The sequence below is a fragment of the Phreatobacter sp. genome (assembly GCF_022843985.1).
Classification (GTDB): Bacteria; Pseudomonadota; Alphaproteobacteria; order Rhizobiales; family Phreatobacteraceae; genus Phreatobacter.
Genome location: NZ_JALHMP010000021.1, coordinates 35,421 through 49,330 on the forward strand (window position 1 = coordinate 35,421; position 13,910 = coordinate 49,330).

Consider the following 13,910-nt stretch of genomic DNA (forward strand, 5'->3'; position numbering starts at 1 on the left):
GCTCAGTTCCCCAGCCGTTCGAGCAGGGCGGGCACATGCACCTGGTCCGTCTTGTAGTTGCCGGTGAGCGCGTACATGACGATGTTGACGCCGAAGCGGAACGCCAGTTCGCGCTGGCGCGCCTCGCCCTGCACCGGCAGCAGGGGATTGCCCTGGCGGTCGACCGCCCAGGCGGAGGCGAGGTCGTTGGACGAGATGATGATGGGCGAAACGGAATCGGAGGCGCGGGCGGGACGCGCCGCTTCCTCGTCTGTTGCCGGCGGGATGGCCTCGACCCAGGTCGTGCCGTCGGTATAGCGGCCGGGAAATTCCCGCAGGATGAAGAAGGCGCGGGCAAGGACGTGGTCGCGCGGCACGGCTTCCAGCTCGGGGATGTCGAGGCCGGCGAGGATGCGGCGCAGCGTCGCCTGGGCCGGGCTCGTCTGGCCAGGCCGTGCGGTGAGGGCGTCACGGGTGTCGAAGATCACCATGCCGCCCTGTTTCATATAGGCGTCGAGCTTGAGCAGCGCCTGCGGCGTCGGCTCCTCGGCGCCCGCCACCACCGGCCAGTAGAGGACGGGAAAGAAGGCGAGCTCGTCGCGGGCGATATCGACGCCCTGCGGCTGGGCCGGCTCAAGCGCCGTGCGGGCGGAAAGGAACCGTGTCAGGCCCTCGAGCCCGGCGCGGGAGACGTCGTCGATGTCGCGCGAACCGGTGATGACATAGGCGAGGCGGGTCGCCTGCGTCGCACGGAGGGCGGCGTCGTCGGCGGCATTGCCGGTGGAGACGATCGGGCGCTCCTGGCTGCGCCGGGTCTGGGCCTCCGCCCCAGGCGCAGCGAGCGCCAGGGCGCCGCCGAGGAGGATGAGCCAGGCGGCGGCGCGCCTGCGCTGGCCGAAGGACAGGCGCGCCAGGCCACCGGCGATCAGGAAGACGATGAGGCCGTCGGCGAGGAGGAGGATCAGGGCGGTCACCACCAGCGGGGAACGGAGGTCGACGGGTTCACCCAGACGATATCGTTCGATCGTGGCATTGAGGGGACGCACGTCGAGCCGTTTCAGCCTTTCATCGGGCGCCAGCACATTGACCGCGATCGTGCCTTCCTGCGGGCCGTAGAAGCCCGGCGGAAAGTCGAAGGTGGCCGCCTCGCGCCAGTCGGCGGGGATCGGCTTGGCCGTGGCGGGAGGACGCACGAATCCACCGAAGCCGTCGAGTACCCGCGTCGGGCTGATCCGCTCGCTTGCCCGCGGCTGGCCGGGAACGGCGGCGAGCCCCTCGGCGGCCGGGCGCCCCGCGGCCGACAGACCGGCGATCCGCTTGAGCATGTCGACGAAGGCGCCGGAGATCGGCAGATCCGACCACGATGTGTCGGCGGTGATGTGGAACAGGATGAGAAGGCCCTGGCCGCGCTTCTCCGCCGTGACGAGCGGGGTGCCGTCGGCAAGCTGCGCCCAGGTCTTGTCGGCAAGAAGACCGTCGGGCTCGGCCAGGACCTGCCGGCGCACCCGCACGTCCGCCGGCACGGCAATGTCGGCAAAGGGGCTCTCGCGGCTGAAGGGCGCGAGGCCCTGCGGCGTCTCCCAGGACAGGGCGCCACCGAGCTGACGGCCGCCGCGCCGCAGCCGCACCGGCACGAGGTCGTCGTTCTGGGCGCCGGCCAGCCGCGTTCCGGCAAAGCGCAGCAGGATGCCGCCATTGTCGAGGAAGCGATTCAGCGCGTCGCGCGCCACCGGCGTGACGGTGCCGACATCGGTCAGCACGATCATCGGCACGCGCCCCTCGATGAAGCGGACGATGGCCTCGGAGGGCGATGCCCCCTCGACGGTGCGGATGTCGGCGAAGGGGTCGAGCGCCCGGCCGAGGTAATAGGTCGGCGAGAGCAGCGGCTGCGCCGTGTCGGCCGTGGCCCCGGAGACGACGCCGATGGTGCGGCGTGCCCAGCGCGAATCGATGAGCTGGACGGCGCCGGCCGATCGCTCGGACAGGATGTCCATCCGGGTGATCTCGTTGCGGATTTCCACCGGCAGATCGAACCGCAAATCGGCCTCGGTCTTGCCGTCCTCGAAGGCGAAGGCGGCCTCGCCAAGCGGCAGACCGCGGCTGTCGAGGGCCCTGACGCGGCCGGGCTGGGCGGGCCCGCCCTCGGCGCGCAGCACTTTCGCGGTAAAGCCCCCGGCGGTGTTGGTGGCTCCGGCGAGGGCGAGCGGCACCGGCGTGCCGCCGTCGAAGACCGTGACGTTGCGGCCGCGGACGAGCGGCGCGAGCTGCCCGATGAAGGCCTCCGAGCGGCCGGTGTCAATGCCGTCGGTCAGCCAGACGATCTCGGCATCCGCCTGCGCGGCGAGGAATTTCTGCAGCGCCGGCAGGATGGCGCTGCGGTCGGGCGTGTGCGGCAGCGGCTCGAGCGAGCGCAGCCGCTCGCGCACCGCGGTGGGGGTCTCCAACGCGATGTCGATCACCGGACGCGCGGTCGGCACCAGCGCGACGGCGCGGCCGGCGCTCTCGGCGGATGCGACGATCTCGCCCGCCACCCGCTGGCGCTGTTCGAAGGAGGCGGCCGAGGGCCAGCCGTCATCCATCATCACGAGGACGGGCCCGCGCGAGCCGGAGGTCGCGGCGGGCGGGTTCCACAACGGGCCGGCCATGGCGAAGATGATGATGGCGGCCAGCAGCAGTCGCAGCAGCGTCAGCCACCACGGGCTGTTGGACGGTGTCTCCTCCTTCGGCGCGATGTCCATGAGGATGCGCGTCGGGGGGAAGCGGACACGGCGGGGACGCGGTGGCACCAGCCGCAAAAGCCACCACAGCGCCGGCAGGGCGGCGAGGGCGAAGAGGACGAGCGGCGAGGCGAAGGCGAGGGGGAGGCCAAGCATCAGGCGCCTCCGACCCGGGGGCCGAGGTCCCGCGATCCGGGCCCCATGCGTTGATGCAGCGCGAGGATGGCCGTGGCTGGAGGCTGGTCGGTGCGGTGGATGCCGAAGCTCCAGCCGCGGCTGTCGCATTCCTGGCGCAGCGCCGCGCGGTGGGCGGCGAGCCGCGCGACGTAATCGTCACGCCAGGTCTCGGCCCGGCCGGCGGTGATGGACAGGCTCTCCTCCAGCTCTTCGAACTCGACGCGACCCTTGTACGGAAAGGTCTCCTCGATCGGATCGTTGATCTGCAGGACATGGCCGCGCGAGCCGGATGAGGCGAGGTCCTTGACCTCGTTGCGGAAGGCCTCGACCGGCACGAGGCAGTCGGAAAGGATGACCACTTCCGACAGGCGTGAGACCGGCGCGCGCGGCGGCAGGCTCGCGGCGGCGAGATCGGGAACTGACAGCAGGGCATCGGCCATGCGGTCGATGATAGCGCGGCTGGCGGTGGGTCGCATGATGCCGGGAATGCCGACCCGCTCGCCGCCGCGCACCATGATCTCGGCGAGGGCGAAGGCGAGGACGATGCAGCGGTCGCGCTTGGTCTCCCAGGCGAGGGGCGAGACGAATTGCATGGAAGCGGAGCAATCCGGCCAGATCCACACCGTATGGGCCGCTTCCCATTCGCGCTCGCGCACGTAGAGATGCTGGTCGCGGCCCGAGCGGCGCCAGTCGATGCGGCTCGCCGGCTCGCCGCTGGAGAAACGGCGGAACTGCCAGAAATTCTCGCCCGATCCGGCCCGCCGTCGGCCGTGCAGGCCGTGGACGACGGTGGAGGCAACGCGGCGGGCCTCCAGCACCAGGCGCGGCAGGGCAGCCGCCAGCATCTCGCCGTCGCGCATCAGCCGACTGGCGTGATCCTCGCGACTGTCCGTCTGGGCGAGGTCGTACAGGGCCATGGTTCAGCTGATCGGCTTGACCAGGGAGGCGATGGTCTTCTCCACCGTCAGCCCGTCGGCGCGGGCGGAGAAGGAGAGCGCCATGCGGTGCTTGAGGACCGGTTCCGCCAGCGCCACGACATCGTCGATGGACGGCGCGAGACGGCCGTCCAGAAGGGCGCGGGCCCTGACGGCAAGCATCAGCGCCTGGGAGGCGCGCGGGCCGGGACCCCAGGCGATGGCGCCCGCGAGTTCGCCCTTGGCGGCGCCGGGGCGGGCGGAGCGGACGAGCTGCAGGATGGCCTCGACCACTGAATCACCGGCGGGCAACCGGCGCACCAGGCGCTGGGCTGCCATGAGATCCTCGGCGCTAAGCGCCTGTTTCGGGCGCGATTCCTCGGAACCGGTGGTGTCGAACAGGATCTTCCGCTCCGCCTCGATGTCGGGATAGTCGACGTCGATCTGCATGAGAAAACGGTCGAGCTGGGCTTCGGGCAGCGGGTAGGTGCCCTCCTGCTCCAGCGGGTTCTGGGTGGCGAGGACGTGGAACGGCCGCGGCAGGTCATAGGTCTCGCCGGCCACCGTCACATGGTGTTCCTGCATGGACTGGAGCAGGGCCGACTGGGTGCGCGGCGAGGCGCGGTTGATCTCGTCGGCCATCAGGAGCTGGGCGAAGACCGGTCCTTTGACGAAGCGGAAGGCGCGCTTGCCGCCCGCCGCCTCCTCGAGCACCTCGGAGCCGAGGATGTCGGAGGGCATGAGGTCGGGGGTGAACTGGATGCGCCGGGCGTCGAGGCCGAGGACGGTGCCCATGGTCTCGACAAGCTTCGTCTTGGCAAGGCCCGGGAGACCAACGAGGAGCGCGTGGCCGCCCGACAGGACCGTGATCAGCGCCCGGTCGATGACGGATTGCTGGCCGAAAATGACGGTCGAGATATGGCTGCGCGCCGTGCGGATCTGGGCGGCGGTCGTCTCCGCGGCACGAACGATGGCGTCTTCCATGCGTTCAGCGGTCTCGGCGGTCATGGTCACTCCCTTCGAGGCTGCGTTTCATCGCAGTGCATCATGGCCCATGCGTTGCGGCGGGGATAGTCGAGACTTACGTTCGTCACAGGCTTGGCGCACGAGCAGGGCCGTTTTGAGACGTGTTTCACTCAATCGTGAGGTGCCGAGGGTGACCCCTGTCATGTCCCCGCCGGGCGGGCTCGACGCCATCGCCGCGCAGGTCCGCGGCGGCGGCGGCGGCGCGCCGGTCCATCTGTGGAACCCACCCTATTGCGGTGACCTCGACATCCGGATCGGCGCGGACGGCACCTGGTATTACCTCAAGTCCCCGATCGGCCGCATGCCCCTGGTCAAGCTGTTTTCCTCGGTTTTGAAGCGTGAAGACGGGCGTTTCTTTCTTGTCACGCCGGTTGAGAAGATCGGGATCGTCGTCGACGACGCGCCCTTCGCGGCGGTCGAGATGCGCGTGGAGGGGAATGGCGCCGGCCGGCGCATCGCCTTCCGCACCCAGGTCGACGACTGGATCGAGGTCGGCGAGGACCATCCGATCCGGTTCGAGAAGGAGGCCGGCACCGACGGGGTCAAGCCCTATGTGCATGTGCGCGGCGACCTCTGGGCGCGGGTGTCGCGCGCCCTCTTTCACGATCTCGCGAGCCTCGGTGAGGTGGCCGTCCGGGACGGTCGGCGCTGGTTCGGAATTTCCATTGCGGGAACCTTCTATCCCATGGTGGATGCGGCCGAGATCGAGGGCCTGACGTGATTCCCCTGTCGTCCGACGCATTCAGCATGGTCGTTACCCGCCGGCTGTCCCTGACCGTGCCCTCGGTCCGCCAGGACCTGTTCGGCGGTCTCGGCAACGGCCCGGACCTCGGCGACCACACGGTCAACGAAGGTCTCCCTGCGAAACCTGCAGCGGTGCTGATCCCGGTGGTCGCCAGGCCCGTCCCCACCATCCTCCTGACCCAGCGCTCCAGCGACATGCCGGATCATTCCGGCCAGATCGCCTTTCCCGGCGGCAAGATCGAGCCGGGCGATGCGACGCCGCTGGACGCGGCGCTGCGCGAGGCCGAGGAGGAGGTGGGGCTGTCACGCCATCACGTACGCCCGCTCGGCTATCTCCTGCCGTTCCTGTCGCGGACGGGCTATCTGATCACGCCGGTGGTCGGGCTCGTCTCGCCGCCTTTCGCGCTGACCTTGAACCCGCGTGAGGTGGCGGACGCCTTCGAGGTGCCGCTGGCCTTCCTGATGGACCCGCGCAACCATCACAGAAAGTCGCGCGACTTCAACGGTCAGACACGGCACTTCTATGCCATGCCCTTCGAGGATCGCTACATCTGGGGAATCACCGCCGGGATCCTGCGCAATCTGTGGGAACGCCTGAGCGAGGAAGCGGAGACCGGGGACGAGACATGAGGATCGTGGTCAATCTGGCGCTCTTCATCCTGCCCTTCGTGCTCTATTTCATCTGGCTGCACGTCAAGGAAAAGAGCCCCTTCCTGAAGGAGCACTGGGACCGCCAGCCGGTGATCTGGCTCGGCCTGTTCGGCATCATGCTCGGCGGCGGCTATTTCCTCTATCACCTCGCCTATCAGGTGCGGGACCCCAACGTGGTCTATCGCCCCGCCCGGGTTGAGAACGGCGTCTTCCATCCCGCGCGCATGGAGCGGCGGCCCGATCCGGCGCCGCGATGACCGCCCTGCCGCCCCTGCCGGACTGGCTCGCCGCAGGGCATGTGCCGCAGTTGATCCGGGCGATCAGTGTCGAAGGCGATGCCGTTCGCGTCGTCGGCGGAGCGGTCAGGAACTGGCTGATCGGGCTGCCGCCGGGCGATATCGACCTTGCCACCACGGCCGAACCGGGCCTCGTCGCGGCGCGGGCGGGCGGAGCCGGGTTCAAGGTCGTGCCGACCGGAATCGCCCACGGCACCGTCACGATCGTGGTCGACGGCACCGGCTACGAGGTGACGACGCTGCGCCAGGACATCGCGACGGATGGACGCAGGGCTGTCGTGCGTTTCGGCCGTGACTGGGAGGCGGATGCGGCGCGGCGCGACTTCACCATCAATGCCATGAGCCTGTCGGCGGAGGGCGAACTCTGCGACTATTTCGGCGGCCGGCGGGATCTCGCGGATGGCAAGGTGCGGTTCATCGGCGAGGCGCTCATGCGCGTGCGCGAGGATCGGCTGCGCATCCTCCGCCTGTTCCGCTTCCATGCCACCTATGCCCGCGGCGCGGTCGACCGGGCGGCGCTGTCGGCCTGCATCGCTGAACGGGAAGGGCTCGCCGACCTTTCGCGCGAGCGCCTGCGCGCGGAGATGATGAAGCTTGTCGTCGCCCCGCGCGCCGGCGCGACGCTGCAGGCCATGGCCGATTGCGGGCTCCTCGGCCAGGTGCTCGGCGGTGTGCCGATGGTGGCCGGCCTCGACCGGCTGGTGGCCCTTGAGTCGGCACTGGCGATGGCGGCCGATCCCGTGCAGCGCCTGGCTTCTCTCGCGATTCTGACCCGGGAGGACGCGCTGCGGCTACGCGAGCGTCTGGCCCTGTCCAATGCCGAGTTCCGCCGCCTGGACGGCATCGGCCACGGCTGGCGCCTCGATCCCGCAGCCGGCCTGGCCGCCGCCAAGCAGCTTCTCTATGCCGTCGGGCCGCGCGGTTTCCGCGACCGGGTCCTGGTCGGTTTCGCCCGCTCGGCGGCCGAGCCCGCCGATGCGGCCTGGCGCGCTCTCCTCGCCCTCCCCGAGCGCTGGACGGCGCCGCACTTCCCGGTCTCGGGCGAGGATCTCCAGCGCCGGGGCCTCACCGCCGGTCCCGCACTTGGCACCGTACTCAGCCTCATCCGCGCCCGCTGGATGGCAGCCGATTTTCCCGTTGCACGGGATCGTGTCGCCGCGCTGGTGGACGAGGTTCTCGGTGAGGGCAGGGGGTGAGGGGACAGGCGCCGGCGCCGGACTGGTGCAGGAGTGCTAGCAACCATCTCGTGCCAATTAATTGATAGGCAAGTTTTTTTTGATTGATTTCGTTGGCAAGCCTCTCCGCTCGGAGCAGATCCCCCGGTGGTCCATTTTTGATATGGCGTTCGTTCAGGGCAAGTCATCGAGCGACATGATGCGCGAACTGCCCGTCGAAATTTATGTTTCGATGGTCGACTCGCTCTACGAGGACGTGCGCTCGCTGCTGCTCGGCGTGGTCGCGGCCCTGGCCGGGACCATCTACACCGCGCACCTGACCGGGCACCCTGTGCTCATCGCCTTTCCCTTCGCCGTCGCGTTGATCGGCTTTGTGCGCACGCTTCGGATGCTGGCCTATCGACGCGTGCGTGCCGACGTCGTCACCCATGAACAGGCACTCCGCTGGGAGCGCGAATATACGATCGGCGCCAATCTCTTGGTCTTCACGATCGGACTGTGGTGCTTCGCAACCTTCAATCTGACCCAGTCCATGGCCGCTCACCTGTTCTGCGTGTCGGTCGCACTGTCCTACATGGTCGGGGTCACCGGTCGGAATTTCGCCAACGGCCCCTTCGTCGACAACCAGATCGCCCTGCTCTGCGCCCCGCTGGTGGTGGGCATGATGATGACAGGCGTGTGGGACTACATGGTCCTCGCCTGTTTCGCGATTCCCTTCTTCGGCAGCGTCCGCAGCATCGCCCGCCGGCTTCGCGAGATCCTCCTCAACGCCATCATCGCCAAGCGCGACGTGTCACTTCTCGCCGACCGGTTCGACACCGCCCTCAACAACATGCCGCATGGTCTCGCCATGTTCGATGCCGAAGGACGCCTGGTGGTGGTCAACCGGCGCTGGGCGCAGATTCTGCCGCTCGACCCCGACAGCCTCGCGCAAGGCGCCCGCGTCGAGGCGATCGTCGCCGCCTATGTCGATCTGGGCATCCTCGGCGAGCGTGACGCCGGCCGGGTCCTCGACGCGGTGGCACGCCGCGTTCACGGACGGACGCGCGAACAATTCGAACTCCAGGCCAATGGCTGGAATGTCGACCTTACCTTCCAGCCGATGGAAACGGGCGGCCTTGTCGTCGCCATCGAGGACATCACCGAAAAGCGGCGCACCGAGGCACGGATCGCCCATATGGCGCGCCATGATGCCCTTACCGGCCTGCCGAACCGCTCGCTGTTCCAAGAGCGTCTGGAGACGGCCCTCGCCCTGACCACCGACGAGGACATGCTCGCGGTGCTCTTCGTCGATCTCGACCATTTCCAGCAGGTCAACGACACGCTCGGCCACACGGCTGGTGATGCGCTTCTCGTGGAAGTCGCCGACCGCCTGCGCTTCGCCGTGGGGGAGAACGACCTCGTGGCCCGTTTCGGCGCCGACGAGTTCGTCATCCTCCAGAGCGGCGCGCGCAGCGTCAACGACGTCACGACGCTGGCGGCGCGGATCATCGAGACCGTCGCCGACATCTCTCAGATCGACGACAAGCCGATCGCCAGCGGGGCGTCGGTGGGCATCGCGCTGGCGCCGCGCGACGGGCGCGAGCCGGATCAGTTGCTGAAGAGTGCCGACATGGCGCTGAGCCGCGCCAAGGCGGGTGGCCGGGGCATCCTGCACTTCTATGAAGAGGAAATGGATCGTCAGGCCCAGGCGCGCCGGGCCATCGAGATGGATCTGCGGAAGGCGATCCAGAACGAGGAACTGGCGGTCTATTTCCAGCCCATGCTCAATCTCAAGTCGCTGTCCATCTCGACCTGCGAGGCCCTCGTGCGATGGCCTCATCGGATCCGCGGCATGATTTCTCCGGCGGAGTTCATTCCGGTGGCCGAGGAAACCGGGCTGATCATCGAACTCGGCCGTCAGGTGCTGCGCAAGGCCTGCCAGGCCTGCGTCGCTTGGCCTGACCGGATCCGTGTATCCGTCAACCTGTCCTCCGTGCAGTTCGAGCGGGACGATGTGGTGGCCCTGGTCGCCGAGACCCTGAGAACGACTGGGCTCGAACCCGACCGCCTCGAACTCGAGATCACCGAGACCTTGCTGCTGCAGGATTCGGAGGGCGTCCTGTCCGTCTTGGCGCAGTTGCGCGCGATGGGCGTCAGGCTGGCGCTCGACGATTTCGGCACGGGCTATTCGAGCCTGAGCTATCTGCACAAATTCCCGCTGGACAAGGTCAAGATCGATCGCTCCTTCGTCCGCAACATCACCAGCGACCGCAAGGCCGCCAAGCTGCTGCGCGGCGTGACGCGGCTGGGATCCGAACTTGGCCTTTCGGTGGTCGTCGAAGGCGTCGAGACGCTCGAACAGCTGAAGATGATCGACGCGCCGGGTGTCGTCGGCGAGGTTCAGGGCTTTGTCCTCAGCCCCGCCATTCCCGATGGCCAGCTGAGGGCCCTGATGGGCCGGTCCGGCAAGGATCTTCTGGCGCGCGCCGCCTGAGAGCGACAGGCTATACTGACGTTACGTCATCGGTATTCACACGAAAGACTTTCGGCGGGCTGCCGGCAGCCCCGTTTCGGCTGCCGGCAGCAGGCCGGTTTTGCGCTGCAATAAGACCAGGACCGACGGCGCTGGCGCGGGTCTGTCGGCAAAAAAATGCATTCTAGGATCGTGATTTCTCCGCAAGACGGCAAATTCCATGCGGGGAAACGGTTGTTCCCATCCCTCGGACCCGCGTTTCCATCACGACCCCCACCGTGGTGATGCCGCGATGCGATAGAGTAAAGACGCGGCGCCGAGAGCGGTATCATCATAACGATCGTTGTATTTAATTGCGATTCTGCGACCGCATTAACGATGATTTAACCAAACACTTCCCACCGGGTAAAAAAGCATTAACATCAATCGCACGTTAGCAGCGGGTGTGAACGCTTCTCGTGGGGCATGGCAGATGACGACGGTGAATGCCGAGGGCTCGTTTTCACGGAACGTCGCTGATCTCATCGGCCGGATCGCCTACCGGCGGATCCAGTCGGACGAGGACCGCAGCGCCGTCTTTCGCCTGCGATACGAGTGCTACCTGCGCGAGGGGGCGATCGCACCGAACGCGACGGGCCTGTTCGAGGATGATTTCGACAGCGCTCCAAACGTCTCGATTTTCGGGCTCTATATCGACGGTGTCCTCGCCAGTTCCATCCGTGTGCACGTGGCGACCGCGGAGATGCCTTTCGCGCCCGCCCTGGCCGTTTTCAGTGACATCCTCGGCGCCCGCATCGCTGCCGGGGAGACCATCGTCGACCCGACCCGCTTTGTCGTTGACCAGGAATTCTCGCGACTCTACCCGGGGCTGCCCTATGCGACCGTGCGCATGGGCATGCTGGCCTCCGAACATGCCGATGCAGACTATGCCCTGGCCACGGTCAGGACCGAGCACAGGGCCTTCTACCGCCGCCTGCTGTTCATGGAACCGGTGGGCGAGCCGCGCCTCTATCCGAACCTGAAGAGCCCCATCAACCTGATGGGCGTGTCCTTTCCGTTGATGCGGCAAAGGGTCTACAGTCGCTATCCGTTCATGGCGTCGTCACGGGAAGAGCAGGATCGCCTGTTCGGGCCGCGCCGTCCTCGCGCCCCCCGGCGCGACCATGTCGCGGTGCCGGCGGCCGGAGAAGCCGCTGCCGCCTGAAACGTCGGGAGGCGATGGCGATGAGATCCGGCAGCCGCAAGCCTTTCGATGCCTTCCGCCGCGCGCCGGGATCCGGAAACCGCGCCTCGGACGGTTGGAAACGCGAAACCTTCGTGCTGCCGCTGGATGTGGCCCGCATCAAGGCGCGGGAAATCCTGGATCGCTTTCCCCGCGCCGCCTATCTGACCGAGGTCGAGTTCTGGCGGGAACTCGATGACGGTCGCATCGAATTCACGATGCGCCGCCTTCCGACAGCGGACTAACGAGGGGTCAGGCCGCGGCCTCCTCCTCGTCCTCCGCGTCCGTTTCGCTGTCATCCTCGTCTTCTTGCTCGTCCTCATCGAGGTCGAGTGCCTGGAGGGCGATGAGCGGGATGGCTTCGCGGAAGAGGTCCCCCTCCTCGCCGAGCCAGATACAGGTGGCCTCTTCGCTGTCGATGGCGGTAATGGTGAGGGCCTGGCCGCCGGACTTGAGGGTAACGATATCGCCGGGTGAGAAAGTCATGGGAGCCTCCATTGGGTGCGAGGCTACCCTAGATGCACTCCGTGACGGGCCTATCACATCGGTCGGGACAAGCGGCTGGCAGCCGGTCGCCCGCCGTCCTCTCAGGCGCGCCTGTGGGCGAGGTTCCCCATCAAGGCCCGGATCCCTTCGGTCCAGGGCGGGCAATCGGTGGTCAGGCGGACGCGGTTGGTCAGGCTGCCGAGGCTGTCGCTGGCGATGGTGACGATGTCGCCGAGCTTGTGGGTGAAACCCTTGCCCGCCTCGCCGCGGTCCTTGATCGGCGCGAAGAGCGTTCCGCAATAAAGCACGAGCCCGTCGGGATATTGGTGATGCGGGCCGATTGCCTGGCGCGCCAGATCCTCGACGTCGCGGGAGATCGCCGCCATGTCGCTGCGGCCGTCGAGGACGAAGCCGTCCTCGCCGGTGACGGTGAGGGAGACCTTCATGGTCCTGACGTCGTCGATCCCGAAGGTCCCATCGAAGAGGCGCACGAAGGGGCCGAGGGCGGCGGAGGCGTTGTTGTCCTTGGCCTTGCCGAGAAGCAGCGCGGAGCGGCCTTCGACATCGCGCAGATTGACGTCGTTACCGAGGGTGGCGCCAACAATGCGGCCGGCGGAGGAGATGACCAGCACCACTTCCGGCTCGGGATTGTTCCAGGTCGAGACCGGATGGATGCCCACATCGGCTCCCGTGCCAACCGAGGCGAGCACCGGGGCCTTGGTGAAGATCTCGGCGTCCGGGCCAATGCCGACCTCGAGATATTGCGACCAGAGCCCGCGCTCCTGAAGGTGCTTCTTCAGGGCCGCGGCCTCCGGCGAGCCGGGCTTGAGGCCCTTGAGCTCGCCGCCGATGATGGCGCCGATCTCGTCACGGATGGCGGCGGCGCGTTCCGGCACCCCTTTGGCCTGTTCCTCGATCACGCGCTCGACCATGGAGATGGCGAAGGTGACGCCGGCGGCCTTCACCGCCTGCAGATCGATGGGGGAGAGGAGGAAGGGGGCCGCGGCGTCGCGGCCGGCGGGCACGGTGTTGGCGAGAACGGCTGCAAGGTCGCCGATCCGCTCGCCGGTGACGCCTGCGAGGGCTTCAGCGGGGTCGGCGGTGTCGAAGAGGTCGGCCGTGGTCGGAAAGGCGCTGGTGACGTCAAAGACACCTTCGGCGCGCACCGCGACGACAGAAGGGCCGTAGCCCGGCCTGAAGATGCGGCCGACCAGGGTGCCTGCCGTGCCGTCGGCGGGAAGGGTGGTGGCGGCGGAGAGGGCGAGGGCGCTCATATGCAGCGTCCGCCGTCGACTTCCAGCACCACGCCGGTGAGGAAATTGCCGGGATCGGCGGCGAGGAACAGCGCCGCATCGGCGATGTCCTTCGGCGTCGACAGGCGCCCCATGGGGATCGAGGCGATGAACTTCTTGCGCATCTCCGGGGTGTCCTCGCCCATGAAGGTGCCCAGCAGCGGCGTGTCGCCCGCCACCGGAGCCAGGGCGCAGACGCGGATCTTGTCCGGCGCCAGTTCCACCGCCATGGACTTGGTGAGCAGGTTCACCGCACCCTTGGAGGCATTGTACCAGGCGAGGCCGGGACGCGGCCGGATCCCGGCGGTGGAGCCGACATTGATGATGGCGCCGCCGCCATTCTGGCGCATCACCGGGATCACGGCATGGGCGAAATGGAAGATCGACTTGACGTTGACGTCGAAGACGCGGTCGAAAGTCGCCTCGTCGACCTGCAGCATCGGCTGGTTGCGGTGGGAGGTGCCGGCATTGTTGACCAGAACGTCGACCGTCCCGAAGCGCTCGACCGCCTTGGCGACGGCCCGCTGCACGTCCTTGGCCTTGGAGACGTCGCACTTCAAGCCGAAGGCCTTGCGGCCATAGGGTTTGGCGGCCGCCTTGGCGCCCTCCTCGTTGAGATCGAGGACGACGACCCTGGCGCCTTCCTTCGCGAAGGTCTCGACGATGCCGAGACCGAAGCCCTGGGCACCGCCCGTGACGATGGCGACCTTGTCCTTGAGACGCATGGTTTCCCCCTGATGCGTGGCTGCTTGTTGGGTGATCGTCATCGCATTTTC

At 67.7% G+C, this 13,910-nt stretch carries 13 protein-coding genes; 7 read left to right on the top strand and 6 right to left on the bottom strand.

Features of this window, described 5'->3' with window-relative positions; genetic code table 11:
* Positions 1–2 precede the first annotated feature (2 nt).
* Genes Q0C57_RS14760 through Q0C57_RS14770 form a run of 3 tightly spaced genes read right to left on the bottom strand, consistent with a single transcriptional unit; the run spans position 3 to position 4,795 of the window.
* Complete coding sequence (locus Q0C57_RS14760) at positions 3–2,852, bottom strand: DUF4159 domain-containing protein (protein WP_296577196.1); 2,850 nt, start codon at positions 2,850–2,852, stop codon at positions 3–5.
* Positions 2,852–3,790, bottom strand: a complete 939-nt coding sequence (locus Q0C57_RS14765) for a DUF58 domain-containing protein (RefSeq protein WP_366937833.1) — start codon at positions 3,788–3,790, stop codon at positions 2,852–2,854. The genes Q0C57_RS14760 and Q0C57_RS14765 overlap by 1 nt, the downstream gene beginning before the upstream one ends.
* Before the next feature lie 3 nt (positions 3,791–3,793).
* Positions 3,794–4,795, bottom strand: coding sequence for a MoxR family ATPase (locus Q0C57_RS14770; protein WP_296577197.1), 1,002 nt, complete (start codon positions 4,793–4,795; stop codon positions 3,794–3,796).
* A 160-nt stretch (positions 4,796–4,955) separates the two neighbouring features.
* On the opposite strand from Q0C57_RS14770, the gene Q0C57_RS14775 reads away from it, so the two are divergent.
* From Q0C57_RS14775 to Q0C57_RS14805, 7 genes are all read left to right on the top strand, one after another.
* Positions 4,956–5,534, top strand: coding sequence for a DUF1285 domain-containing protein (locus Q0C57_RS14775; RefSeq protein ID WP_296577198.1), 579 nt, complete (start codon positions 4,956–4,958; stop codon positions 5,532–5,534).
* A 26-nt stretch (positions 5,535–5,560) separates the two neighbouring features.
* Positions 5,561–6,187: a CoA pyrophosphatase gene (locus tag Q0C57_RS14780; RefSeq protein WP_296577199.1), complete on the top strand. Its 627-nt coding sequence runs from the start codon at positions 5,561–5,563 to the stop codon at positions 6,185–6,187.
* Entirely contained in the window at positions 6,184–6,465 is a 282-nt protein-coding gene (locus Q0C57_RS14785) for a DUF6111 family protein (protein WP_296577200.1), read from the top strand. The genes Q0C57_RS14780 and Q0C57_RS14785 overlap by 4 nt, the downstream gene beginning before the upstream one ends.
* Entirely contained in the window at positions 6,462–7,700 is a 1,239-nt protein-coding gene (locus tag Q0C57_RS14790; protein WP_296577201.1) for a CCA tRNA nucleotidyltransferase, read from the top strand. Before Q0C57_RS14785 ends, Q0C57_RS14790 begins: the two co-directional genes overlap by 4 nt.
* Positions 7,701–7,878: 178 nt before the next feature.
* Complete coding sequence (locus Q0C57_RS14795) at positions 7,879–10,155, top strand: EAL domain-containing protein (protein WP_296577202.1); 2,277 nt, start codon at positions 7,879–7,881, stop codon at positions 10,153–10,155.
* Between the two features lie 451 nt (positions 10,156–10,606).
* The gene (locus Q0C57_RS14800) at positions 10,607–11,338 is read left to right on the top strand and encodes a hypothetical protein (RefSeq protein WP_296577203.1); all 732 of its coding nucleotides are present in this window, start codon (positions 10,607–10,609) and stop codon (positions 11,336–11,338) included.
* 20 nt (positions 11,339–11,358) lie between these two features.
* Positions 11,359–11,601 (top strand): hypothetical protein, encoded by a 243-nt coding sequence (locus Q0C57_RS14805; protein ID WP_296577204.1) that lies wholly within the window; start codon positions 11,359–11,361, stop codon positions 11,599–11,601.
* A gap of 7 nt (positions 11,602–11,608) precedes the next feature.
* On the opposite strand, the gene Q0C57_RS14810 is transcribed toward Q0C57_RS14805, so the two are convergent.
* From Q0C57_RS14810 to Q0C57_RS14820, 3 genes are all read right to left on the bottom strand, one after another.
* Positions 11,609–11,842: a DUF2158 domain-containing protein gene (locus Q0C57_RS14810; RefSeq protein ID WP_296577205.1), complete on the bottom strand. Its 234-nt coding sequence runs from the start codon at positions 11,840–11,842 to the stop codon at positions 11,609–11,611.
* Between the two features lie 101 nt (positions 11,843–11,943).
* Positions 11,944–13,116 (bottom strand): fumarylacetoacetate hydrolase family protein, encoded by a 1,173-nt coding sequence (locus tag Q0C57_RS14815; protein WP_296577206.1) that lies wholly within the window; start codon positions 13,114–13,116, stop codon positions 11,944–11,946.
* The gene (locus tag Q0C57_RS14820) at positions 13,113–13,859 is read right to left on the bottom strand and encodes a glucose 1-dehydrogenase (protein WP_296577207.1); all 747 of its coding nucleotides are present in this window, start codon (positions 13,857–13,859) and stop codon (positions 13,113–13,115) included. Before Q0C57_RS14820 ends, Q0C57_RS14815 begins: the two co-directional genes overlap by 4 nt.
* Positions 13,860–13,910: the final 51 nt, after the last annotated feature.

Bases quoted from the DNA above. Each gene is read 5' to 3' on its own strand.
- Q0C57_RS14760 (WP_296577196.1), bottom strand. From the start codon at position 2,852: ATGCTTGGCCTCCCCCTCGCCTTCGCCTCGCCGCTCGTCCTCTTCGCC.
- Q0C57_RS14765 (WP_366937833.1), bottom strand. From the start codon at position 3,790: ATGGCCCTGTACGACCTCGCCCAGACGGACAGTCGCGAGGATCACGCC.
- Q0C57_RS14770 (WP_296577197.1), bottom strand. From the start codon at position 4,795: ATGACCGCCGAGACCGCTGAACGCATGGAAGACGCCATCGTTCGTGCC.
- Q0C57_RS14775 (WP_296577198.1), top strand. From the start codon at position 4,956: ATGTCCCCGCCGGGCGGGCTCGACGCCATCGCCGCGCAGGTCCGCGGC.
- Q0C57_RS14780 (WP_296577199.1), top strand. From the start codon at position 5,561: ATGGTCGTTACCCGCCGGCTGTCCCTGACCGTGCCCTCGGTCCGCCAG.
- Q0C57_RS14785 (WP_296577200.1), top strand. From the start codon at position 6,184: ATGAGGATCGTGGTCAATCTGGCGCTCTTCATCCTGCCCTTCGTGCTC.
- Q0C57_RS14790 (WP_296577201.1), top strand. From the start codon at position 6,462: ATGACCGCCCTGCCGCCCCTGCCGGACTGGCTCGCCGCAGGGCATGTG.
- Q0C57_RS14795 (WP_296577202.1), top strand. From the start codon at position 7,879: ATGCGCGAACTGCCCGTCGAAATTTATGTTTCGATGGTCGACTCGCTC.
- Q0C57_RS14800 (WP_296577203.1), top strand. From the start codon at position 10,607: ATGACGACGGTGAATGCCGAGGGCTCGTTTTCACGGAACGTCGCTGAT.
- Q0C57_RS14805 (WP_296577204.1), top strand. From the start codon at position 11,359: ATGAGATCCGGCAGCCGCAAGCCTTTCGATGCCTTCCGCCGCGCGCCG.
- Q0C57_RS14810 (WP_296577205.1), bottom strand. From the start codon at position 11,842: ATGACTTTCTCACCCGGCGATATCGTTACCCTCAAGTCCGGCGGCCAG.
- Q0C57_RS14815 (WP_296577206.1), bottom strand. From the start codon at position 13,116: ATGAGCGCCCTCGCCCTCTCCGCCGCCACCACCCTTCCCGCCGACGGC.
- Q0C57_RS14820 (WP_296577207.1), bottom strand. From the start codon at position 13,859: ATGCGTCTCAAGGACAAGGTCGCCATCGTCACGGGCGGTGCCCAGGGC.